Below are 21977 nucleotides of genomic sequence, written 5' to 3' on the forward strand. Positions count from 1 at the left end.
ATTTACCTCCTTAGTTAAAATACCTTTTCTCCAAATCTCTACGCAAGACCGAACTTGTTTTTTTAGGGTAAGTTATTGTTTTTATGATAATCGATGTCGGCGGAACGTATTTTATTCTGTAATAGAAAGCGAGATATTATGAAAGCATTTTTTTTATGGCTCATACAATTTACAGGTCGTTGCGTATTACGTGCTTGGCAATACTTAGAGGCAAGGCGTAGCGATTACAGCAGTTTGTTTTTTAACAGCGTGCTTGTGTTTCTTGCGGCGATGGTATTGTCGGACGAGTGGGATACAAAACTCGGCTTTATTTTTATGGCAGTGTTTTTGTTATTAGGAACAATTTTTTCAAAAGGTGGTAAATAATGGAGGCATTACAAACATTCGGAATACCTTTTATGGTGTTTGGTGCGGTTTTAGCGGCTTTTATCCTCATTGGCGAACAGTTGGAGCGTAGAGGGATATTTGAACGGTGGACAGGTTTAAAGCCCGTTTAACAATATAGTAGGCGGGGGAGAGTTCTTCACTCTCGCTTTTTTTAACTAAAAACAAAAGTAAGGAGTTTTTTAGGATGACAGATGTAGAAAAAATTAAGGAAGCGATTGAGAGAGCGGCTTTGCATTTGCAGTCTCACGGCGGCGATGTGCAATTTGTATCTTATCTTAACGGGATTGTAAGCGTTCAGCTTCAGGGACGTTGCGGTGGTTGCCAAGGCGCAAAAATGACGCTTAAAAACGTAGTAGAAGCGGCAATCAGAGAAGTTGTGCCCGAAATAACGGGAGTTGTAGCAGTTTAATTAACACGAAGGGGTTGTTTTATGGCAATAATTGAGCAGTTAGTAGAAAAAGCGCGCGCGGCAAACAAAAAATTGGTTTTACCCGAAGGACAAGACCAGCGTGTAGTAAAAGCCGCCGAAGAAATTTTGGCAAAAGGCGTTGCAAAAGAAGTGTATGTCTTGGGAACGGACGAAGAAATTAAAAAATCTTGCGCTGAAGCAGGAATTTCGTCTTTAAAATTCAAAACAATCGACCCTGCAAAAAGCGAAATGTTGGCGGACTTCGTTAAAGAATATTGCGAAGCGCGCGCGGCAAAAGGCAAACCGATAAGCGAATATGACGCAAAAAAGGTGATGTCGGACAGATTGTATTTCGCAAATATGATGACAAAAAAAGGCGTCGTGGACGGACTTGTCGCAGGAAGTATCGCCTGAACCCCGGATATGCTTCGGGCTTCTTTTCAGGTTTTGGGAACGGCAAAGGGGATAAAAATCGGAAGTTCGTGCTTTGTTATGGACTTAAAGACTCCGACCCCCGCGGGCGACAGCGTTTTGCTTTACGCCGACTGCGGAGTAAATCCAAATCCCAACGCCGAAGAATTGGTGGATATTGCAATGGCGACGGCGCAGACGTATCGCGCGCTTATCGGCAAAACCCCGAAAATTGCGTTTTTGGCGTTTTCGACTTTCGGCAGTGCAAAACACGAAATGCTCGACAAAATAATTAAGGCGACCGCTCTAACAAAAGAGAAAGTCGCCGCGGAAAATCTCGACATTATCGTTGACGGCGAATTGCAGGCAGACTCGGCGCTTGTTCCGAGCGTTGCAAAAAGCAAATCGCCGAACAGCGCAATTGCAGGTGATGCGAATATTTTAATTTTCCCCGACCTGAACGCAGGAAATATCTGCTACAAAATCACCCAACGTCTTGCAGGCGCGGACGCTTACGGACCTATTTTGCAGGGACTTGCAAAACCCGTAAACGACCTTTCACGCGGTTGCACGGCGGACGATATTTTCGGCGTTGCGGCAATAACTGTTTGTCAGGCGCTGTAATTTTTCAGGGACTTATGAAAAAAATAGAAGTTGTCAAAGAGCGGCTGATTTTCTTGTATTCGCGGTTGGTTTCTTTGGCGACTTCTTTTTATTTTTGGATAACGCCGAAGATAAAATCGCGATTGAAATCACTGCATAATTTGTTGCGGACAAGCAATTTTTACAGATATAAAAAACTGTTTCTTTTGCTTGTCGCGCTTTTCTTTTTTTTAGTTGTTTCAGCGGGATTTATTCCTTTCACTTTCAAGTCGTTTAACGGTATTGTCGAAAATATTCTTAAAGAAGCGGGAGCAGACAGCGTTTCCGTAGAAAAAGTGTCCGTCAGCGTTTTGGGCGGGACGGTGCGCGTCGAAAATGTTTACGTTTACAAACGCCGAAACGCGCGCGAGCATTATGTCGTCGAAGTATCTCGTGTAGATATTCGCGGCAACGTAATTCGTTTGGGACTTAAGATTTTAGGGCAAAAAAATAACGAAGAACAACCCTCCCGCGACATTTTTATGGAAATTTACGACAAACCTGTCGAACTTATCGGTGAAGCGTTTGTCGCACTGGCAGAATTAGGTTTGATTAACGAAAAAAGACTACAAAACGCATCCGTTCGTTTTACGGAAAGAGGCAAAGCAGGCGTTTCGGCAGAGGGAGTGTCGGCAAATTTGCAGAGAAAACGCAGGTCGTTCAGCGGGAGCGCAGAAGTTGCCAAAGCAAGTATGCCGAATATTGCCGAAGTGCAAAATATAAACATTAAACTGAGAAGCGACGGCAATAAACTCGAATTTTTTGATGTTAGTGGCGAAGTTTTCGGCGGAAATTTTAGCGCACAAGCCTCCTTGTCTCTCGACGATTTCAGCGTTTTAGGCGGCAACGCAAGGGGAGAGCGAATTGATGTCGGGCAATTTTGGCAAAACTCGGTTTTTTCGGGTAATGTTTCGGGCAGAGCGGGCTTTGAAGTCGAAATCGCACATAGCAAAGCCGCTAAATTTGAGGCGGTAAATTTAAGCGGAAATTTTTGGGCAAACCGAGTTGTTGCCTCTCGATTACCGTTGCAAAGAGTGCATTTGGTCAGAAGATTTTCGCTTGACATTTGTCCTATGCGCTTTGAGCGGGTTGCAGGCGAATTTACCTTTTCGGACGGTCGGTTTAATTTCTCGGAAATGACGGGAACAGGCGGCGATATAATGAATTTCAGGTCTGTCGGTTGGTTTAGACTTGACGGAAGATTATATAAAAATTTTAACGGAGAATTCAGTCGGGAGTTTATTCCGACGCTTACGCGTCTTGTGCGAAATTCTCTCGAAATGAGCGAAACAGGCGGACTGTTTTACTGCGCTATCAGCGGAAACATAGAAAATCCGCAAATCAGAATGGGCAGAAGTGTTGTCAGGCGCGGCGCGCGAAACGTATTTCGGCGGTGATTTGTAGGGGCGTATTGCATACGCCCAAAAACTACAAATGACCACCCAAACAAATGGGCGTATGCAATACGCCCCTACAAGAAAAACGGCGAACTTTTTGTCCGCCGTTTTTCTTTTTTGGTTTTATTACTGCACTTTACTGCCTTTTATGTATTGGGTTTTCCCCACAAAATACACAAATACAGAAATCGCCAACATACATCCAAAGATTACCAAAGGTTTAATAATATGCACAAACCCCTCCTTTTTTTTATTTTGCGTCGTCATCTACAACTTCAAAATCAGCTTCGGTCGCGTCTGCGTTGTCGCCTGCCGATTTTGTTTCACCTGTCGCCTCATCGTCAACAACTTCAAAGTCGGCGTTTTCTGCGCCTGAATTATCTGTTGTTCCCGCGCCTTCCGCGCCGCCCTCTGCTCCTGCCGCCGCACCTGCCGCTTGCGCCGCCTGATAAAACGCGCTCATTGCGGTAGAAAGTTTGTCGGTTGCTTCTTTAATTTTGTCGCTGTCGTCGCTTTCGAGCGCGGCTTTGAGGTTTCCGATAGCTTCTTCTATAGGCTGTTTTGCGTCTGCGGGAAGTTTTTCGCCAACTTCGTTAATCGCTTTTTCTGCGCCGAAAAGCACCTGTTCGCCTTGGTTTTTAATTTCGACTTTTTCTCTCAGTTTTTTGTCTGCCGCCGCGTTTACTTCTGCGTCTTTCACCATTTTTTCGATGTCCGTATCGCTCAGTCCGCTCGAGCTTTCGATTTTAATCTTCTGCTCTTTGCCCGTTCCTTTGTCTTTCGCTGAAACGTTCAGAATACCGTTTGAGTCGATGTCGAATGTCACTTCAATCTGCGGAACGCCGCGCGGTGCAGGCGGAATGTCGCTCAAATCGAACTTTCCGAGCAAGCGGTTGTGCTGTGCCATTTCGCGCTCGCCTTGGTAAACCATAATCGATACCGCAGGCTGATTATCCGCCGCCGTCGAGAACACTTGGCTCTTTTTGCTCGGGATAGTCGTGTTGCGCTCAATCAATTTTGTCATTACGCCGCCCAATGTCTCAATTCCGAGAGAAAGCGGAGTAACATCGAGCAAAAGAACGTCTTTTACACTGTCGTCGCCGCCGATAATCGCACCCTGAATTGCCGCGCCGAGCGCCACAACTTCGTCGGGGTTGATTGAACGGTTGAGCTCTTTTTTGAAGAATTCTTTCACTTTTTCCTGAACTCTCGGAATACGTGTAGAACCGCCCACCAAAATAACTTCGTCGATGTCATCAACTGAAACTCCTGCGTCTTTAATTGCTTTTTTGCAGGGCTCAATGCTTCTTTCGACAAGTTTTTCGGTTAATTGCTCAAATTTTGCGCGAGTTATTGTCAAATCCAAGTGCTTCGGACCGCTTGCGTCTGCCGTAATAAACGGAAGGTTTACAGGGGTCGTCGTCGCCGCAGAAAGGTCTTTTTTCGCCTTTTCCGCCGCTTCTTTAAGGCGTTGCAAAGCCATTTTGTCGTTTCTTAAATCGATACCGCTCGTTTTCTTGAATTCGTCTGCGATGTAGTCGATAAGCACTTGGTCGAAATCGTCGCCGCCCAAATGCGTGTCGCCGTTTGTCGATTTTACTTCAAAAACGCCGTCGCCGATTTCCAAAATCGAAATATCGAAAGTTCCGCCGCCGAGGTCGTAAACCGCGATTGTTTCGTTTTTCTTTTTGTCGAGTCCGTAAGCCAAGCTTGCCGCTGTCGGCTCGTTCACAATTCTTTTTACGTCAAGACCTGCGATTTTTCCCGCGTCTTTTGTTGCTTGACGTTGCGCGTCGTTAAAATACGCAGGAACTGTGATAACCGCCTCGTTAACGGTTGTTCCCAAATACGCTTCCGCACTTGCTTTGAGGTTTTGCAAAATCATCGCCGAAACTTCGGGCGGTGTAAATTGCTGACCGTTTGCCTCTACCTTTACCAAGTCGCTCGCGCCGCCTACAATTTTGTATGGCACAAGTTTTTCTTCGGATTCTACCTCGTTGTGGCGACGTCCCATAAATCTTTTAATCGAATAAATCGTGTTTTCGGGGTTGGTAACCGCTTGTCTGCGAGCTATGTCTCCGATAAGTTTTTGTCCGTCTTTTGCGAACGCCACAACCGACGGCGTTGTTCTTACGCCTTCCGCGTTTGCGATAATAACGGGCTTTCCGCCTTCCATAACCGCAACACACGAGTTTGTCGTTCCCAAGTCAATTCCGATAATTTTTCCCATAATCTGCTCCTTTTCCTTAAAAGTTTGTTTTGTAGTCGGCAAGTTTTATGGATTTTGCCACTACATTTATTTGTTAATTTTACTGTTTTCCGTCGCTAACCACCACTTTTGCGTGGCGAATTATATTGCTCTTTAGTTTGTAGCCCCGCTGAAAAATCACCGAAATTTTTCCTGCGTCAATCGTATCGCTGGGCTGTTTCATCATCGCATCGTGAAGCGAGGGGTCGAATTCGTCGCCTACTTCACCGAAACTTTCCAAGCCGTGTTTTGCCAGAATTTCGCTGTATTTTGCATACAAAAGACCAATTCCGTCCTTAAACGCCGCTCCGTCCTGCGGGATATTCGGGTCAAGCGCTTTTTGGAACACTTCGCTTACGTCAATAAGGTCGTTCATAAGACCTTTGTTTGCCTGTTCTACCATTTTTAAATATTCCGCAGCCGTGCGCTTCTTAAAGTTGTCGAATTCCGCCATTAAGCGAACATACTTATCCTTTTGCACGACGAGTTCTTCAGCCATAAGAGCAAACTCTTCGTCTTTGCCTTTAACCTCAAATTCCGCCTCTTGCGCATTTTCAATATGCTCTTCTGCTTTTGCCTGCTTTTTGCTCAATCTTTCCTCCCGTTTCTGAGTTCTGCGTTTTCGTTTTCGATTACCCTTTTGCAAAAGCCGTGCCAAGTCAAAATGTGTTTCATAATGAAACAAAATCGGCGTTTTTGCAAGAATGTGAAAATTTGCGGTGTTTCGTTTTGCGACAAAGAAAACGCTTTTGTCGCTTACAAAATTGTATTCTAAAAAAAATAAGCACTGATTTAATCGCTGATTTAATCACTGGTTAAAACAGTGTTCGGATAACATATTATCTTTAATTAACGCTTTTTTTGCAAAAATGAAAAAAAAAGGATGGCGACCTTCGCCCAAATATTATTTTATCAGTAATTACAAATGTAAATTTTAGGAGGGTTTTATGCCTGCTTCCGTTGTAAACATATCTTTTAAGAATGATTTTTTATTTCAAATAGACCAAATCGCCAGCGATGAAGCGAGAACAAGGTCGGAGCTTATCAGAGAAGCGGTGAGACTGTATATCAGTCGTAAAAATGAGTTTGGCAGGTTATTCAAAATCGGAAAACAAATCGGCGCGACCTTGGAAATTTCCGAAGCCGATGTTATGGGCGAAATAAAAAAGTCCAAAAGATGTAGAGTGTAAATGAAATTAGTTTTAGACACAAATGTTTTCGTTTCGGCATTTTATTGGGGTGGAAATCCGCAAATAATAATAAACAGAATTGTTGAAGGGATAGACACTTTATACATATCAAACGAAATAATTAACGAGTTATTTGATGTTATGTCCAGACCAAAATTCAAAACGGCACCCGATGTTATTGAAAGATATGCTTGTTCATTAGAAAACCTTGGGAGAAAAGTTTTTATTGCAGGAAAAATAAAGGGAATATGCAGAGACAAGGACGATGATGACAAAATCGAATGCGGAATAACAAGCGGCGCAAATTATCTGATTACAGGCGACAATGATTTGTTGGTATTGAAAGAATATCGAGGTTTGAAAATAATAACAGTAAAAGATTATATGGAAGAAGTAAATAAAAAGTTTATGTTTTAGTATTTTTTTACCACAAAAATCACGAAACTTACCACATTGCCACAAAACAAATATTATTTTTCTATTTTGGAGCATTGCAAAACAAGAGGTTTATTATGGATGTAAAAGAAAAGGTTATGAGCGAAGTCATTTCGGGAGTAAAGGACGTTTTTGGGGAGAAACTGAAAAAAGTTATCCTCTATGGTTCTTATGCCAGAGGCGATTATGACGCGACATCAGACATCGACATTATTGTTTTGGCGGATATTGAACGCGAAAATATACCGAAGTATCGTCCGAGGGTGCACAATATTTCAAATAACGTCGGGCTTAAAAATGATATTTATGTTTCGCTTATGTTGGATAGTAATAATTTCTTTTCTGCCAAGTTGGGAGACTCAAATTTTTACAGAAATGTAGCAAAAGACGGGAAAGTGCTGTATAATGGATGAAGATAAAAATAGAAAATGCAAAATATTTTTTGGATAAAATAAATGAATATCTGAAAAATGTTGGAAAATTGCAGTAAAAACAAGAAAAAATAAAAACACCCCTAAAGTTTTCTGTAAATATGCCGATAAACACGATAGGGGAAGATAGACCTTGTTTCAAGGAGGTGGTTTATGATAGTAGGGAATAACTTAGCAATTAAGCAACTGATGGTTACGGGCTCTATGGAGCAAACTAACAGACAGTTGCGCAATACAATCGAAAGGTTGGCGACGGGACAGCGTATAAATCGCGCGAGCGATGACGCGGCGGGGCTTGCGATTTCGGAAGGTTTGCTTTCGCAGGTGCGTGGCTTTAAGATGGCTTCGCGAAATACGCACGACGGTATATCCGCTTTGAATATCGCCGACGGCGCCGCAAACGAAACTTCTAATATGTTGCAACGTCAGCGTGAGCTTGCTATTCAGGCGAGCAATGCAACGCTTAACGATAGTCAGCGTCAGTCATTAAACAGAGAGTTTCAGCAACTTAGCCAAGAAATAGACAGAGTTGCTCAGGCGACAAATTTCAACGGACAAAATCTTACCAACGGTGAAGGTTTGGGTGATGGAAATGCGCGTATTCAAGTTGGTCCCAATGCTACTGCAAACGACGGTATAACTACTCCGCATATAGATATTTCTGCGACGAGTTTGGGAGTTGGGACTGCGGACATAAGCACGGCGGCAGGCGCTACTGCGGCGCTTTCGTCTATTGACGGTTCGTTGCAATCGCTCGGTGAGCAACGTTCAAATATCGGCGCGACAACAAACCGCTTTGAACACACCGTAAACAACCTGCAAACTGCAACAGTAAATACCGCGGCGGCGCAATCTTTAATTCGCGACCAAGATATGGCTCTGGGAATTGCCGAATTATTGCGCAAACAGGTTTTGAACCAAGCGGCGAGCAGCACTTTTTCGGTTTTCAATCGGATAAGTTCGGATAATATTTTGGGATTGATTAGGTAATTGTTGCTTAATAAAAGGCAAATGTTAAAGGCGGCGAATGTTTTTCGTCGCCTTTTTTATTGAAAACAGCGGGCTTTTGCAATCGTTTTTCGGATATTGGCTAAAATGCCGTTAATTATTATATTATATGCGGCTACATTTATTATTTTGCAATTAACATTATTAAAATTTTTTTCGGAGTACTCAGTTTATGGCTCAGAATGAAAACCAAGCGGCTGACTTGGAGCAACAAGAGATAAATCGCTTGGTTGCAAATGCAGAAAAATCATTGCAAAAATTTATGGAAATGACGCAAGAGCAGATTGACGCGATTGTCCACAAAATGACATTGGCAGGGCTCGACCAACATTTTAATTTGGCAAAACTCGCGATAGAAGAGACAAAACGCGGGATTTTGGAAGACAAAGTTATAAAAAATATTTTTGCCACCGAGTATATCTGGCACGACATAAAAAATAAAAAAACGGTTGGAATAATCGCCGAAAACGAAGCTGAAGGCTATATCGAAATCGCCGAGCCCGTCGGAATTGTCGCGGGGATAACGCCTGTGACAAACCCAACTTCCACTACGCTTTTTAAGTCGCTTATATGCGTTAAAACCCGCAATCCCGTGATATTTGCATTTCATCCGAGCGCGCAAAAGTGTTCGGCTGAGTCGGCGCGGATAGTTTACGAGGCGGCAATCGCGGCAGGCGCTCCCGAACACTGTATTCAGTGGGTGGAAACGCCGTCTTTGGAGGCGACAAACGCGCTTATGAACCATTCGGGAGTGTCGCTCATACTTGCAACGGGCGGCGGCGGAATGGTGAGAGCCGCATACTCGGCAGGAAAACCCGCGCTCGGCGTTGGTCCGGGGAACGTTCCCTGCTACATAAACAAAAAAGCAAACTTAAATCGCGCTTGCACCGACCTTATGATTTCCAAAACTTTCGACAACGGAATGATTTGCGCGAGCGAGCAGTCGGTTATTGTCGATAACGAGATTTCGGGCGCGTTTGAAAAATATATGAAAGAGCATAATTGCTACTTTTTGAGCGATTCGGAAACCGAAAAACTTACGAATTTTGTATATATTAAGGAAAAACACTCGGTAAATTCCGTTTGCGTCGGACAGCCTGCCGATTGGATAGCGGCGCAGGCAGGAATAAAAGTTCCGCCGAAAACCAAAATTTTGATAGCGAAACTTTCCGAGCCGTCGCCGAAATATCCGCTTTCTTTTGAAACGCTTATGCCTGTTTTGGCGTATTTTATAGTGAAAGACGAAAAAGAGGGTTTCGATTACGCAAAACGCGTTTTGGCATTGTCGGGTATGGGACATTCCGCCGTAATTCACAGCGACGACGAGGATTTGTGCAAGCGTTTCGGTTTGGAAATGCAGGTCGGGCGCGTAATTCTGAATTCGCCGTCTTCGCATGGGGCAATCGGCGATATTTACAATACAAATACGCCGTCTCTTACCTTGGGTTGCGGGTCTTACGGTCGCAATTCCACGACTTCAAACGTTTCGGCGGTAAATCTTATTAACAAAAAGCGCGTAGCAAAAAGGAGAACAAATATGCAATGGTTTAAAATTCCTCCCCGTATTTATTTTGAGAGGGGCTCAATACAATATTTGGAAAAAATGCCGAACATTAAACGCGCGTTTATCGTGTGCGACCCCGGTATTCTTAAACTCGGCTTTGTCGATAAGGCGCTTTACTACCTGCAAAAACGCAACGACGGTGTGCGCTACGAAATATTTTCTGACGTTGAACCCGACCCTTGCACCGACACAATTATGCGCGGTGTTGCGGCAATGAACGCTTTTCAGCCCGACGTTATTATTGCGCTGGGCGGCGGTTCTCCCATTGACGCGGCAAAAGGAATGTGGCTTTTTTACGAACACCCCGAAACCGATTTTGAGGGCTTGCGCTTAAAGTTTTTGGATATTCGTAAACGGGCGTGCCATTTCCCGAATTTGGGAACAAAGGCGCAATTTGTTGCAGTTCCCACGACTTCGGGAACAGGCTCGGAAATTACTGCGTTCTCCGTTATTACCGACAAAAAGAATAACATAAAATATCCTTTGGCAGACTACGAACTTACTCCCGACGTTGCGATTATCGACCCGCAGTTTGTGGATAGTGTACCGAAACACATAGTTGCCGACACGGGAATGGACGTTCTGACCCACGCGGTTGAGGCGTACGTCTCAATTTTGGCTTCGGACTACACAAACGCACTTGCAGTTAAGGCGATAGATTTGGTATTTGAGTATTTGCCGAAAAGTTTTGCCGACCAGACCGACGAACTTGCGCGTGAAAAAATGCACAACGCTTCCGCCATTGCGGGTATGGCGTTTACAAATGCGTTTTTGGGTATAAATCATTCTTTGGCGCACAAATTGGGCGGAGAGTTTCATATTCCGCACGGGCGCGCAAACGCACTGCTTTTGCCTTACGTTATTGCCTACAATTCGCAAAAGCCCGAAAAAATGCCGATATTCCCCAAATACGGCGAATATAAGGCGGATAAATGCTACGCCGAAATTGCAAGACATCTTAATTTGGGCGGAAAAAACTGCGAAGAACAAGTGAAAGCGCTTATTAAAGCGGTGCAAAATTTAATGAAGCAATTAAATATTCCGATGAGCATAAAAGATTGCGGCATAGACGAAAAAGAATTTTTTGCAAAAGTTCCCGAACTTGCCGAGCGCGCTTTCTCCGATCAATGTACTACCGCAAACCCGCGTTATCCGTTAGTGGAAGACTTAAAGGAAATTTACAGAAAAGCATATTACGGCGAGGAAATATAAAAAAAAGGGGCAAATTTCTTTGCCCCTTTTTTTTATATTTCTTTAACCCAAAGACCGTGAAGATTGCAATATTCGTAAACTGCAATCGGCTCGTCATTGACGAAAGAAAACGTTGCTGTCGGCTCATCCGACGGCGACAAATTTTTCTTCTGTCCGCCGTTTTTGGTTTGAACATAGATAAATTGAATAAAGTGTTTTTCTTCCATCGGGTGCGGGACTTCGCCTACTTTTACGACTAATTTGTCTCCTTCTTTGATTGCGACAGGCACGTGTTTTTCTTGGCTTGCGTCTGTTGTGTTTGGGGTAATCACGCTCATTTTTTCGCCGCAACATACAAGGGGTACACCCGAACTGATAACCAATACGGCAATATTACCGCAATGTTTGCAAATATAAAAATTCTGCTTTTCCATTTTCCATAACTCCTTTCGTTATTTTTTAGGATACATATAAACAAAATAATATATGCCACATAAAAAAATGTATTTTTATTGTGTGTGTGTGAAAAAAAGTGCGAAGTTAAGCCGGTATTTGGATATTTGTTTGAATCACACATCTTTTCTCATCTGCCAAATATTATATTTGCTATTGCTATTATTTTAACATAACAGAGCAGTGGGAAAAAATGATACAAAAGTTGCAAAAAACGAGAAAAAATCTAAAAACACTTGACAACGGTGAGAGGTCGAAATTACTCTCTCTCTCTCTCTCTCTCTCTCTCTCTTAGTACTCACTCAAATTATTACTTACATAAAACACATATATTACATATATGTGGCGTTTCTGTTTATACAATCGAAAAATCAAAAGCAATTTCATTAAATAAATTAAAGGAGAGTTCGAGATGAAAAAAAATCTTGCGCCGAAAGTATTAACGTTAATTTTGTCGGCGGCATTAGCAATCTGCGCGCAGACTTTGCCGACAAGTTTTTGGAACGGTACGGTTGATGTCAGTTGGTATCACGCAAATCCAACCGCTCGTGAGTATAACATTACCACGGCGGCTCAGCTTGCAGGGCTTGCGGACTTGGTTAATACGGGGGTTAACAGTTTTAGCGGCAGAACAATAAATCTGATGGCGAATATTGTGCTTAATGACACAAACTTTGCAGGCGGTTGGAGAAACTGGGACGAAAACACCCAAGGACTTCGCCGATGGACTCCGATAGGTTCGGGAATAAATCTTTCCTCTCCTTTCTACCACGACGGCATCTTCGTCGGCTATGACGTTTTTTCTTTCCACGGCAATTTTAATGGAAACGGGGCTACTGTCAGCGGTCTGTTTTGTGTTCAGCAGATGCAAATAAGACAGCGTTGGCAGGGTGGTTTGTTTGGGCAGGTTCGCGGCAATTTTATTCAAGATTTGAATGTTTTGGGCGGATTTGTTATAGGGGACAGAAACCTTGCAATGCTTACAGGCGGCGCGTATGGTATTCTTTTGCAAAATATTCAAGTTAGAGGAAGAGTGATTGGAACCGATGCGGGCTTACTTGTTGGTATGGGAGGCAGCAATTTACAAGTAATAAACGTCGGTGCAAACGGATTTGTCGGAGGCAGATGCTATGTCTATGGAAATTCTCTCCCTATCAGCATAGGCGGTTTAATCGGTTGGGCAAGCAACTTGGTAGTCATAAGAAACAGTTATGTAAACGCAGAAGTAGTTGGGGGTAGAAATGTCGGCGGACTTATAGGAACTTATTACGTAGATAGCGAATTTAACAGACTGCTTACAATTCAAAACACTTATGCGGCAGGAAGCGTTGTAAGCGATGACTTTATGCAAAGAAGAGGCGGCTTTTTAGGTGCGGCGACAACTTGGACACGTTATGATGATGAGATGGAATCAAATCTTAACCCAATGCTTTTTTTAACACCCGAATCCGTCAACAACGCATACAACGCGGAGCGAAATCCTACTTTGGGGGCGGCTTTTATGTCGCCTGCGGGGGCGGATCCGAGGGTTAGACCTTTGACTAACGCGCAAATGAGAAGCTTTCAGTTCGGTACTCATATTCCGCCCGACCCGTTTAATCCGCCGAACCCTTTGGACGTTTCGCTGAATTTGGCTTCTATCGCCATAAACGGTGCGTGGAGATGGAGGTTGGACGGACCTGAGGCGGTGCTAAACGATGGGTTTCCTGTTTTTGACAGAAGACCGATAAATATTGAAATTGAAATACCGACGTTTGCCGACTTAGTATTCGGATATACAAGTTTACCTAATGCGCTTCCGATAACTTTTAGAAATAACAGCGAAATTCCCGTTATTATCGACTGGAGCAATATGACATCGTCAAACTGCATAGTTAATTTTAACGGTATAGTTGTTTACGAGTACGATAACAGAGGAAACAGAATAGAAAGCGTGTTTGAAATTATAGCCCCGCCTTTGGCTTCGGCGGTTATTGGAGCGAATGCAAGCATTCCTTTTACTATCCGACCGATAAGAATGGGACTAAATGTAGGAACTTATACGGCAAGTGTGCAAGTCCGATACATAGGAAACAGAACAAGCGCCGAATCGCAGAGGGTAAATATTCCGATAAGGGTTGTTCGCGCCGCGGGAAATCTTCCTGCCGAGATTTTAGTCAGCGACAGATACGAAGGAGAGCCTGTTGAATATCAGCGCGCCCAGAATTCTTGGCGGGGCTTTGAGCTCAATGACCGATTAGGAAACCGAATTATAACAACTAAAGCAGAATTTCCCAATGGTTCGGGAGCTAATATTCAGCCGTTTACAAGCGGGCTCGAACATACAATTCTATTTGAAGGAATCGGCGCTACGCAATACGGACCGAGCCCTGTTATACCGCGAGAGGCGGGAACTTATATGGTAATAGCGCGTTTTCCTCCGTTGTCTTCAAGTAGTTATGATTTTCCCGCAACGGAAATTACAAATACCTTTACGATTTGGCGAAATGTGCATCCGCCTGTTATTGAAGACAAGGTATATACGGGAGAACTTATTACAGCCGTAGTAAGCAATGACGAATATACCGTTTCGGAAGACAGTACGGGAATAAATGTCGGACGTTATACCGCAGTGCTTAACCTTAACAATCCGCTTTTTGAACGTTGGAATCCCTTTGAAACTTGGACGGATACTGTGGATTATCTGCTTCATACAGGCGCATTGCGCTATAATGCGGCACAGAGATTGGTGTTGCGCAACGGACATATTACCACCTTAGACAGATTTGCTTCTCCCACCGCATTATTAAGGTCGTCTTATGGATTAGATGAAATAGAAATTCCCGATTATGCGGCAAGCGGGGGACTGGTAAGCATTACTTGGAATATATTGCAGGCGACGGTTAATTTGCCTACTGTAAACGCTCCGCTTGTCTATAACGGCGAAGTGCAAATCGGCGTAAATGAAGGAGCAGGCTTTACGCTTTTTAACAACACGGGGACTAACGCGGGAACTTATACGGCGGTTGCAATACTCGACGACCCGCAGAATTTCCGTTGGAACGATAACAATTTTGAAACCATAAGACGTATTAACTGGGAAATATTAAGAGCCCCCATTGCCTATCCTGAGGCGAACGCTCCGCTTGTTTTTGACGGCACGCAAAAAATCGGGGTGGACGACGGGGTTGGTTTTACGCTTACAAATCACACGGCAATCAACGTTGGTACTTACACGGCAACGGCTACTTTGTGCACCAATTATATTTGGATAGACGGAAAAACCGACCCGTTCGATATAGACTGGGAAATACTTCCCGCGCCCAAAGGTCAAGGCTTGGGAACGGTGCATTTGGACGACTGGATAGAGGGAATGACTGCGTCTGTACCCGTAGTGTCTTCGCCGACACACGGAATTGAGGGAGTTGCGTTCTTGTATGTCGGAATTTCGGGAACCGTTTACTCTGAGAGCAGTGTGCAACCTACTCTTATGGGCGTTTACAGAATAACGGCAATATTTCCCGAAAACGAGGAGTATTACGAATTTAGAGCGACAAACGTTTTCCAAATATTATGCCCGAATACTATGCTCGAGGGAATAGGCGGCATTTTTGCGGAGGGCTGGACTTACGGCGAAGAACAAAAAATGCCCATTATAACAAGCCTTACCAATGACGCCTCGCGCGCCGTAATAACTTGGACATCGCACGCCACGGGGACGATTTACAGCAACGTTATGCCGACTTCACCTGTCTTAAATGCGGGCGTATATACTATAACGGCTGTAATTCCCGCGGCTCGAAACCACAACGCCTTAACGCTTACGGCGCAAATCGAAGTACTCAGAGCCCCGATAGATATACCGCTCGCAAACACAGGGCTTGTTTATGACGGAGCAATAAAAATCGGAGTGAACGGCGGATTGGGTTTTACGCTTCAAAACAATATGGAGATTAACGCAGGACGTTATATGGCGACTGCGACTTTGAACTCCAATTATATTTGGGCGAACGGACAAACCGCCGCGGCGAATATTGCGTGGGAAATAGCTCAAGCAAGACCCGAATTTGTCGTTCCTCGGTTTTACGCTTATGTCGGCGACAGTTTGTCGATGTTCGATTTACCTATCGGCTGGACTTGGGTCGCAGACGGCTCTACTCTTGTGGGAGACGAGGGGGTGCGGCTTCACCCGGGGCGCTTTGTGCCGAGCGATATCGTAAATTATTACAGCGTAGTCGCGGATATAGAAATTGTTGTTCGTCAGCACTTTATTTTTGAATTGTTCCTTGCAAGAAACCCTGTGAAATACGAGCCGTTTATGGAATTTATAGTGCTTTGCACCGACGACGCCGACGTTAATATTAAAGTTTTTGATGTTGTCGGAAATAAACTTCTCGACACTAATGTAGTGGTCAGACGAAACGAACACAGAAGCGTGTTCTGGGATATGAGAAACCCCAACGGAAGAATAATAGGCAGTGGCACTTATCTTGTAATAGGGGAGGCGGTTGCGGCTATTAACGGAAGAAGCGCAGGTCTGAGATTAACAGCAGGAAAAAGAAAAATAAGATAAAGGAGGATATTATGGCGAAAAAAAATCGCAAAGGCAGTTTGGTAAAAATATTGACGGCGGGAATTGCCGTTTTGGCGTGTTTGCTGTTTATGGCGTGTAGCGACGACGAAGAGGGCGACAAAACCGATTATTCCCATCTTTTGCTTACTCAGCATACTTGGGAAGTAATGATTTTCAGTTATATTGACCCCGATACGGGCGAAATATACAATTTGTATGTAATACTTAATTTTCACCCCGACGGAAGAGGCGTATTGCGCGCTTTTAAAAACGCCGAGCCTGACGAACACCCGCTTTCTCCGATGGAATTCAGATTTTGGGCGACATCGCAACACGTTTCGTCGGTTGTGGGAGAAAGTCGTTATACTATCGATGAAGATGCAGAGCCTTACACTCTGACTATGGTTGACAGCGAATGGCTTTCAGCTGAGCTCGGATTTGCTATTCCGCGCCTTACGGCAAGAAGATAAAGGAACGGGGGTAATTTATGAAATCTTTTGTACTTCTCTGCTCGATTTTCTTAATTTTATTGTCGAAAAATGCTTCGGCGGTCATTCTGACAATAAATGAACCTCTCATAGGAAATTGGAGAAACCACGCGCATCTCTTGAACACGCAGGATTCTTTAAGGCTGACAGGACGTTGGGGACAATTTTTTCCTCACGGTTGTAATATGGGTCCTTGCCCACCCTGCCAAGATTGGGAATTTTTTGATACCTTGCAATTTCGTAATGCCGTATATATCGATATGTCGGATTTTAACCACAGTTCTTTCGGGTTTCAACATAACGACATTACGCATATATTTAGTTTTCAGAACAAAGCGCCGAATTTGCGGCATATTATTTTACCGAGCCATCTTCACCGTTTACCTGTAAGGGCTTTTGCGAGAACTGCTTTGGGTGCGGGTTTGGCTAATTTGGAAGTTGTGGAGTTCAAGGAAATAGTAAATCCCGACAGGTTAACAGAAGTACCGGATTCGGCGTTTCTTAACCTTCCGCGCTTACGAAGATACGACGGTCTTAAATACGCAGAGGTAATAGGAATAGACGCGTTTCGAGGTGTGCAAGGTTTTGGTAAAATTGAATTGCCCGCCGTCCGACACATTAAGGCGGGTGCATTTAGAAACATACACGCGGACAGCATAATTATCGGCAAAGATATAGAAAAAATCGACGAGCGCGCGTTTGATATTGATGAGTTTGCAGTAGTTGGACTTAATACAATACGTCTGAACAGAAGTGTCAGAGTATTTATGCCCGAAATAACCGAGATGCCGCAGATTTTTCGTTGCCTTCTGTCTGTGTGTGATGTTCTAGGTTCGATTTGCCCAAGTTGGCAAAACAACATCAATTATTACGTTCCCGAACATCTTGTGCAGGAATTCAGACACGCGGGATTTGTAAATACCAACAGAAACTATTTTACCCGTTTTTATGACGCAAACGGCGAATTTATAATAAGAAGCGTTTTGAGAGAAACCGCTGAAAACAGAACTGACAAAGGTGCCGTTTTATCGGAATTTCCTGCAAATGCTTATGAGTATTTCTGGCACGACATCAACGGCAAAAGGTGGGATCACGAGGAACCGCTTTCTCGCGATACTTCGCTTTTTGCAAAACCTGTTGCGAGGTGGTTTGATATTACATATTACTCCGGTTTGCGAAATTTGAATATAAATAACTCACACGACCTCCGCAGTTTTATTCCCGTTCCCGAAGGTAATCCCGAAATTTTTACCGTTGAATGCGAGGGAATTTTGCTGTCTCCGCCTGCCGAAGCCAGAGAGGGGCACAAGTTTGTCGGCTGGGAGCGGGTTTTGCGTCGAGGTTTCGACAATGAGCAAAGAGACACGATAACAACGGAATTTACTAAAATAGATATTGCTCTTGTCGGTAATGCTGAATTGGTGGCTATTTGGGAACCTATAGAATTTCCGTTGAATTTCCATCTTAATTTACCCGAGGAACAACTGCGCGACGAAAGAGGACTTCCTTTCTCACGGCTGAATATTTCTGTTGAGCTTAGAGCTGAAATGGGCAATAATTCGGCTCTGATTGTTATTGATTCTACGGATATAAATGTCTATACTGCGGAGGTTGTTGACAGAGAAACCCGCGAAACTTTGATTGAAAAAGCATTTAGCGTATTACCTGATTTATTGCCGAATTTAGAGCAAAGTTTGTTTGAGGGTATCAATGCTTTGCGTTGGCAGTATTCAATCTCGAATATTTCTGTTCCCGCGCTTTCGGCGGACGGCTACGAATTCGGCGGGTGGTTTGACAATGCGGAATTTGAGGAAGAACCGTTGGAAAACATACAAAGAGTGTCGAGCGTTTGGGATATTCGGACTTACTACACTGCGGTGGATATATTGGGCGCTCATATCGGCAATATTACGGGCGAAAGAAATATTTACGCTCGATGGATTCCCATAGAATACACGCTCGTTTTTGAAACAAACGGCGGTAATGCTTTGGAAGATATGACGTTTACCATAGAATCGTCGGACATAAACCTGCCGATACCACAGCGACCGCACAGCGTATTTGCAGGTTGGTTCGGCAGTGATGGGTTGTGCGAAGACGGCAAAACCTTAAAAACAGGTAATTTCGGCGATAAAAAACTTTTCGCAAGATGGACGTCCGCTTATTATCCGATAATATTAAATGATACGCTGGGAATTTTTGAAAACGGCGTCTATCCCTTTGACGAAAAAAACGCGTTTATTCTTCCCGATGCCGCAAATCTGCTGCCTTTCGGTTTCTCTTTCGGCGGCTGGTTTGACAACGAACGAGCGTTGGGAGAACCTATAACCGAAATTCCTGCAGGCAATTACGGAGAAATGGAATTCTGGGCGAAATGGACGGTAAACTCAAGCTTTATTCGCGAAAGAAACAACATCGATACAAGATACGGAATATTGCTCGAAAACGCAATCGTCTCCGATTTCGCAAGATTTTCGATAATCACCCCCGAACCCGCGATAGCGAATGTGCGAATTTTCGATAATTTGGGGAATGTTGTATGGACGGCGAACGATGTAGGGGCGGGGTTTGCCCGCCCTGAAAACAGAACGAACGGCGATTTGGGCGGGCAGACCCCGCCCCTACAAAATGCCGTAGTCTGGAATTTAACCAACCCCAACGGCAGATTCGTCGCCAACGGGACATACATAATCATCGCCGAAACGACGGGTATCAGCGGTCGAACATACCGATATTCCGCAAGATTGGGGGTAAGAAGATGAAAAGGAGAGAAAATATGAAATTGATACAAAAATGTAGGGGCGAAAAATTTTTCGCCATCATACTGTTTTTTGCCGCCTGTTTGTTTTTTGCGGGCGGCTGTTCTTCCGATGAAGAAGATAAACAAGTTTGGCATACCGTAAGTTTTGACGTGCAAGGCGGGGATAATCTTGCTTCGATACGAATAGAAGCAGACAGCAGTATTCTTTTGCCTACTCCGACGAAAGATGGCTTTGCTTTTGACGGCTGGTTTACTTTGGCGCAAGACGGCACGAGAGTAAATTCGCCGTTCTTGCCGACGGATAACACCACGCTTTTTGCTCGTTGGATACCAAATTACATCGTAATTTTTAATTTGGTCGGCGGCGTCGGTAATTTCAGCACCCAAAATCAGACGGTTTTGGAAGGAGATTTTGCAGTTCGCCCTGAAATAAATCCAACGCAGACGGGCTTTGCTTTTGTCGATTGGTTCAGCTTGCAAACAGGCGGAGATGTTTTTGATTTCGCTACTCCGATAACGGCTGATACAACAATTTGGGCGAGATGGATACGGCAGGTCAGCGTAATATTTGACGCAGACGGCGGCATTGTGGAGCCGAGTTCGCGGACAGAGAATATCGAAACTTCCATAGATTTGCCGATTCCGACGAAAGACGGCTTTGCCTTTGACGGCTGGTTTAGTTCGGCGAGCGGCGGTATGAGGATAAACTCTCCGTTTGTTTTACCTGCCGACATAACTCTTTTTGCTCGCTGGATACCGAAATATACGGTAAGTTTTGAACTAAACGGTGGCGAAGGCAATGAGAGTATCGGCAATCAGTCGATTATTTCCGCTCAACAGGCGGCTCGTCCCGATACAAATCCAACGCGAGGCGGTTTTGTTTTTGATGGTTGGTACACCGCTCAAACGGACGGCATTGTGTTTGATTTCGGCAGTTCCATAACCGAGAATATTACGATTTGGGCGAGATGGACGCCAATGAATACCGTGATATTCAATTTTAACGGCGGTGCAGGTAATCCGAGCATTGTAAATCAGATGGTTGCCCCTGCTCAGTCGATAGTTCGCCCCGAGACAAACCCGACGAGAAACGGTTTTACTTTCGATGATTGGTACACTTCTCAAACAGGCGGCGATGTATTTGATTTTGTCGCCCCTATAACCGAAAACACAATGATTTGGGCGAGATGGATACCGATAGTAAACCCTATCGTGAGTTTTAACTTAAATGGCGGCGATGGTAATACGAGTATTGTAAATCGGATGGTCGCACCCGAACAGTCGATAGTTCGCCCCGAGACAAATCCGACGAGAAACGGCTTTACTTTCGATAATTGGTACACCTCTCAAACGGGCGGCGATGTGTTTGATTTCAGCAGTTCCATAGCCGAAAATACAACAATTTGGGCGAGATGGATAGTAAACCCCATAGTAAATTTTAATCTTAACCGCGGAGTTGGTAATTCAAACACTAATAATCAGTCTGTTGCGAACGGCGCAACGGCGACAAGACCCGCAACAAACCCCACGCGAGGTAAATGGCTTTTCGATGATTGGTACACTTCTCAAACAGGCGGCGAAGTATTTGATTTTGACACCCCCATAACCGAAAACACAATGATTTGGGCAAGATGGGAATTGTCCGACGGCGTGGACAGCGTTATAAACGGCATCGAAGTAATATTTGTCGGAGCGGGCACTTTCACACAAGGCGGCACGGATTTTGGTAATTCGGTATCGCGTGAAGTGAGCTTAACACAAGGTTTTTGGATAGGCAAATATCCTATAACGCAAGCACAATATTTTGCAGTAATGGGGACAAATCCATCTTTTTTCAGAGGCGGTCTTGCTACAAATGTAGCCCCTGTATCTACTGCGAATAATCCTGTAGAGCAAGTAAGTTGGAACGATATAAATGCCGCCGACGGTTTTTTAGAGCGTGTCGGCGGACGTTTACCGACCGAAGCGGAATGGGAATTTGCGGCAAGAGGCGGTAATTTGAGCCAAGGATTTATTTACAGCGGTAGCAACAATTTGAGCGAGGTTGGTTGGTTTGGAGTATGTTGTTGTAATGGTGGTCGTACTCAAGCAGTCGGACAAAAATTACCCAACGAATTGGGAATTTACGATATGAGTGGCAATGTTTGGGAGTGGACAAACGATTGGTGGGGCAGTATGACTTCGGCTTCCGTGGTTGACCCTATGGGACCTGAAACGGGCTCGAGTCGCGGTATACGCGGCGGCAGTTGGAACGGCAATGCGTCTTTTTGCCGTGTTGCCTTCCGCAACGGCGACGATCCGTCGCGCGGGTGGAGCAGCATCGGGTTTCGCGTAGCCTTCAATTCAGATTGATTTTGTCTGCACAAGCAAAGACACTTTGAGTTAAAAAAAAGAAAGAGAGAAAGAAAAA

General features: G+C 44.3%; 15 protein-coding genes and 1 pseudogene. 13 read left to right on the forward strand and 3 right to left on the reverse strand.

Annotated elements, in window-relative coordinates; translation table 11 throughout:
- Positions 1 to 138 precede the first annotated feature (138 nt).
- The 4 genes and pseudogenes from FWE23_02265 to FWE23_02280 all read left to right on the forward strand — a co-directional run bounded on the left by FWE23_02265 (position 139) and on the right by FWE23_02280 (position 3246).
- Complete coding sequence (locus tag FWE23_02265) at positions 139 to 366, forward strand: hypothetical protein (GenBank protein MCL2844261.1); 228 nt, start codon at positions 139 to 141, stop codon at positions 364 to 366.
- 205 nt (positions 367 to 571) lie between these two features.
- Entirely contained in the window at positions 572 to 796 is a 225-nt protein-coding gene (locus FWE23_02270) for a NifU family protein (protein MCL2844262.1), read from the forward strand.
- Between the two features lie 21 nt (positions 797 to 817).
- Positions 818 to 1831 (forward strand): annotated as a pseudogene (gene pta, locus FWE23_02275) (phosphate acetyltransferase).
- Positions 1832 to 1845: 14 nt separating this feature from the next.
- The gene (locus tag FWE23_02280) at positions 1846 to 3246 is read left to right on the forward strand and encodes a hypothetical protein (GenBank protein ID MCL2844263.1); all 1401 of its coding nucleotides are present in this window, start codon (positions 1846 to 1848) and stop codon (positions 3244 to 3246) included.
- Between the two features lie 250 nt (positions 3247 to 3496).
- Here FWE23_02280 and dnaK read toward each other — a convergent pair whose 3' ends face one another.
- Positions 3497 to 5476 carry a molecular chaperone DnaK gene (gene dnaK / locus FWE23_02285; protein MCL2844264.1) on the reverse strand — a complete coding sequence of 660 codons (1980 nt, stop codon included), beginning with the start codon at positions 5474 to 5476 and terminating at the stop codon, positions 3497 to 3499.
- A 79-nt stretch (positions 5477 to 5555) separates the two neighbouring features.
- Positions 5556 to 6086: a nucleotide exchange factor GrpE gene (locus FWE23_02290; GenBank protein MCL2844265.1), complete on the reverse strand. Its 531-nt coding sequence runs from the start codon at positions 6084 to 6086 to the stop codon at positions 5556 to 5558.
- A 355-nt stretch (positions 6087 to 6441) separates the two neighbouring features.
- On the opposite strand from FWE23_02290, the gene FWE23_02295 reads away from it, so the two are divergent.
- From FWE23_02295 to adhE, 5 genes are all read left to right on the forward strand, one after another.
- Complete coding sequence (locus tag FWE23_02295; GenBank protein MCL2844266.1) at positions 6442 to 6684, forward strand: ribbon-helix-helix domain-containing protein; 243 nt, start codon at positions 6442 to 6444, stop codon at positions 6682 to 6684.
- Complete coding sequence (locus tag FWE23_02300) at positions 6685 to 7101, forward strand: putative toxin-antitoxin system toxin component, PIN family (protein ID MCL2844267.1); 417 nt, start codon at positions 6685 to 6687, stop codon at positions 7099 to 7101.
- Between the two features lie 95 nt (positions 7102 to 7196).
- Positions 7197 to 7532 (forward strand): nucleotidyltransferase domain-containing protein, encoded by a 336-nt coding sequence (locus FWE23_02305; protein ID MCL2844268.1) that lies wholly within the window; start codon positions 7197 to 7199, stop codon positions 7530 to 7532.
- Between the two features lie 171 nt (positions 7533 to 7703).
- Entirely contained in the window at positions 7704 to 8540 is an 837-nt protein-coding gene (locus tag FWE23_02310; GenBank protein ID MCL2844269.1) for a flagellin FliC, read from the forward strand.
- Between the two features lie 190 nt (positions 8541 to 8730).
- Positions 8731 to 11334 carry a bifunctional acetaldehyde-CoA/alcohol dehydrogenase gene (gene adhE / locus FWE23_02315; protein MCL2844270.1) on the forward strand — a complete coding sequence of 868 codons (2604 nt, stop codon included), beginning with the start codon at positions 8731 to 8733 and terminating at the stop codon, positions 11332 to 11334.
- Positions 11335 to 11366: 32 nt separating this feature from the next.
- On the opposite strand, the gene FWE23_02320 is transcribed toward adhE, so the two are convergent.
- On the reverse strand, positions 11367 to 11747 hold the full coding sequence (locus tag FWE23_02320; protein ID MCL2844271.1) for a desulfoferrodoxin: 381 nt from the start codon (positions 11745 to 11747) through the stop codon (positions 11367 to 11369).
- Positions 11748 to 12178: 431 nt separating this feature from the next.
- Between FWE23_02320 and FWE23_02325 the strand changes: the two genes are divergently transcribed.
- From FWE23_02325 to FWE23_02340, 4 genes are read left to right on the forward strand one after another with little or no spacing between them, the layout of a single operon-like run.
- Complete coding sequence (locus tag FWE23_02325; protein MCL2844272.1) at positions 12179 to 16318, forward strand: hypothetical protein; 4140 nt, start codon at positions 12179 to 12181, stop codon at positions 16316 to 16318.
- Between the two features lie 11 nt (positions 16319 to 16329).
- Positions 16330 to 16788, forward strand: a complete 459-nt coding sequence (locus FWE23_02330) for a hypothetical protein (GenBank protein MCL2844273.1) — start codon at positions 16330 to 16332, stop codon at positions 16786 to 16788.
- A 17-nt stretch (positions 16789 to 16805) separates the two neighbouring features.
- The gene (locus FWE23_02335) at positions 16806 to 19568 is read left to right on the forward strand and encodes an InlB B-repeat-containing protein (GenBank protein MCL2844274.1); all 2763 of its coding nucleotides are present in this window, start codon (positions 16806 to 16808) and stop codon (positions 19566 to 19568) included.
- Between the two features lie 14 nt (positions 19569 to 19582).
- On the forward strand, positions 19583 to 21919 hold the full coding sequence (locus FWE23_02340; protein ID MCL2844275.1) for an InlB B-repeat-containing protein: 2337 nt from the start codon (positions 19583 to 19585) through the stop codon (positions 21917 to 21919).
- Positions 21920 to 21977: the final 58 nt, after the last annotated feature.

The organism is Chitinivibrionia bacterium (genome assembly GCA_009779925.1).
GTDB lineage: Bacteria > Fibrobacterota > Chitinivibrionia > Chitinivibrionales > Chitinivibrionaceae > WRFX01.

Bases quoted from the DNA above. Each gene is read 5' to 3' on its own strand.
- FWE23_02330 (MCL2844273.1), top strand. From the start codon at position 16,330: ATGGCGAAAAAAAATCGCAAAGGCAGTTTGGTAAAAATATTGACGGCG.
- FWE23_02325 (MCL2844272.1), top strand. From the start codon at position 12,179: ATGAAAAAAAATCTTGCGCCGAAAGTATTAACGTTAATTTTGTCGGCG.
- FWE23_02340 (MCL2844275.1), top strand. From the start codon at position 19,583: ATGAAATTGATACAAAAATGTAGGGGCGAAAAATTTTTCGCCATCATA.
- FWE23_02305 (MCL2844268.1), top strand. From the start codon at position 7,197: ATGGATGTAAAAGAAAAGGTTATGAGCGAAGTCATTTCGGGAGTAAAG.
- FWE23_02280 (MCL2844263.1), top strand. From the start codon at position 1,846: ATGAAAAAAATAGAAGTTGTCAAAGAGCGGCTGATTTTCTTGTATTCG.
- FWE23_02320 (MCL2844271.1), bottom strand. From the start codon at position 11,747: ATGGAAAAGCAGAATTTTTATATTTGCAAACATTGCGGTAATATTGCC.
- dnaK (MCL2844264.1), bottom strand. From the start codon at position 5,476: ATGGGAAAAATTATCGGAATTGACTTGGGAACGACAAACTCGTGTGTT.
- FWE23_02310 (MCL2844269.1), top strand. From the start codon at position 7,704: ATGATAGTAGGGAATAACTTAGCAATTAAGCAACTGATGGTTACGGGC.
- FWE23_02270 (MCL2844262.1), top strand. From the start codon at position 572: ATGACAGATGTAGAAAAAATTAAGGAAGCGATTGAGAGAGCGGCTTTG.
- FWE23_02265 (MCL2844261.1), top strand. From the start codon at position 139: ATGAAAGCATTTTTTTTATGGCTCATACAATTTACAGGTCGTTGCGTA.
- FWE23_02300 (MCL2844267.1), top strand. From the start codon at position 6,685: ATGAAATTAGTTTTAGACACAAATGTTTTCGTTTCGGCATTTTATTGG.
- FWE23_02335 (MCL2844274.1), top strand. From the start codon at position 16,806: ATGAAATCTTTTGTACTTCTCTGCTCGATTTTCTTAATTTTATTGTCG.
- FWE23_02295 (MCL2844266.1), top strand. From the start codon at position 6,442: ATGCCTGCTTCCGTTGTAAACATATCTTTTAAGAATGATTTTTTATTT.
- adhE (MCL2844270.1), top strand. From the start codon at position 8,731: ATGGCTCAGAATGAAAACCAAGCGGCTGACTTGGAGCAACAAGAGATA.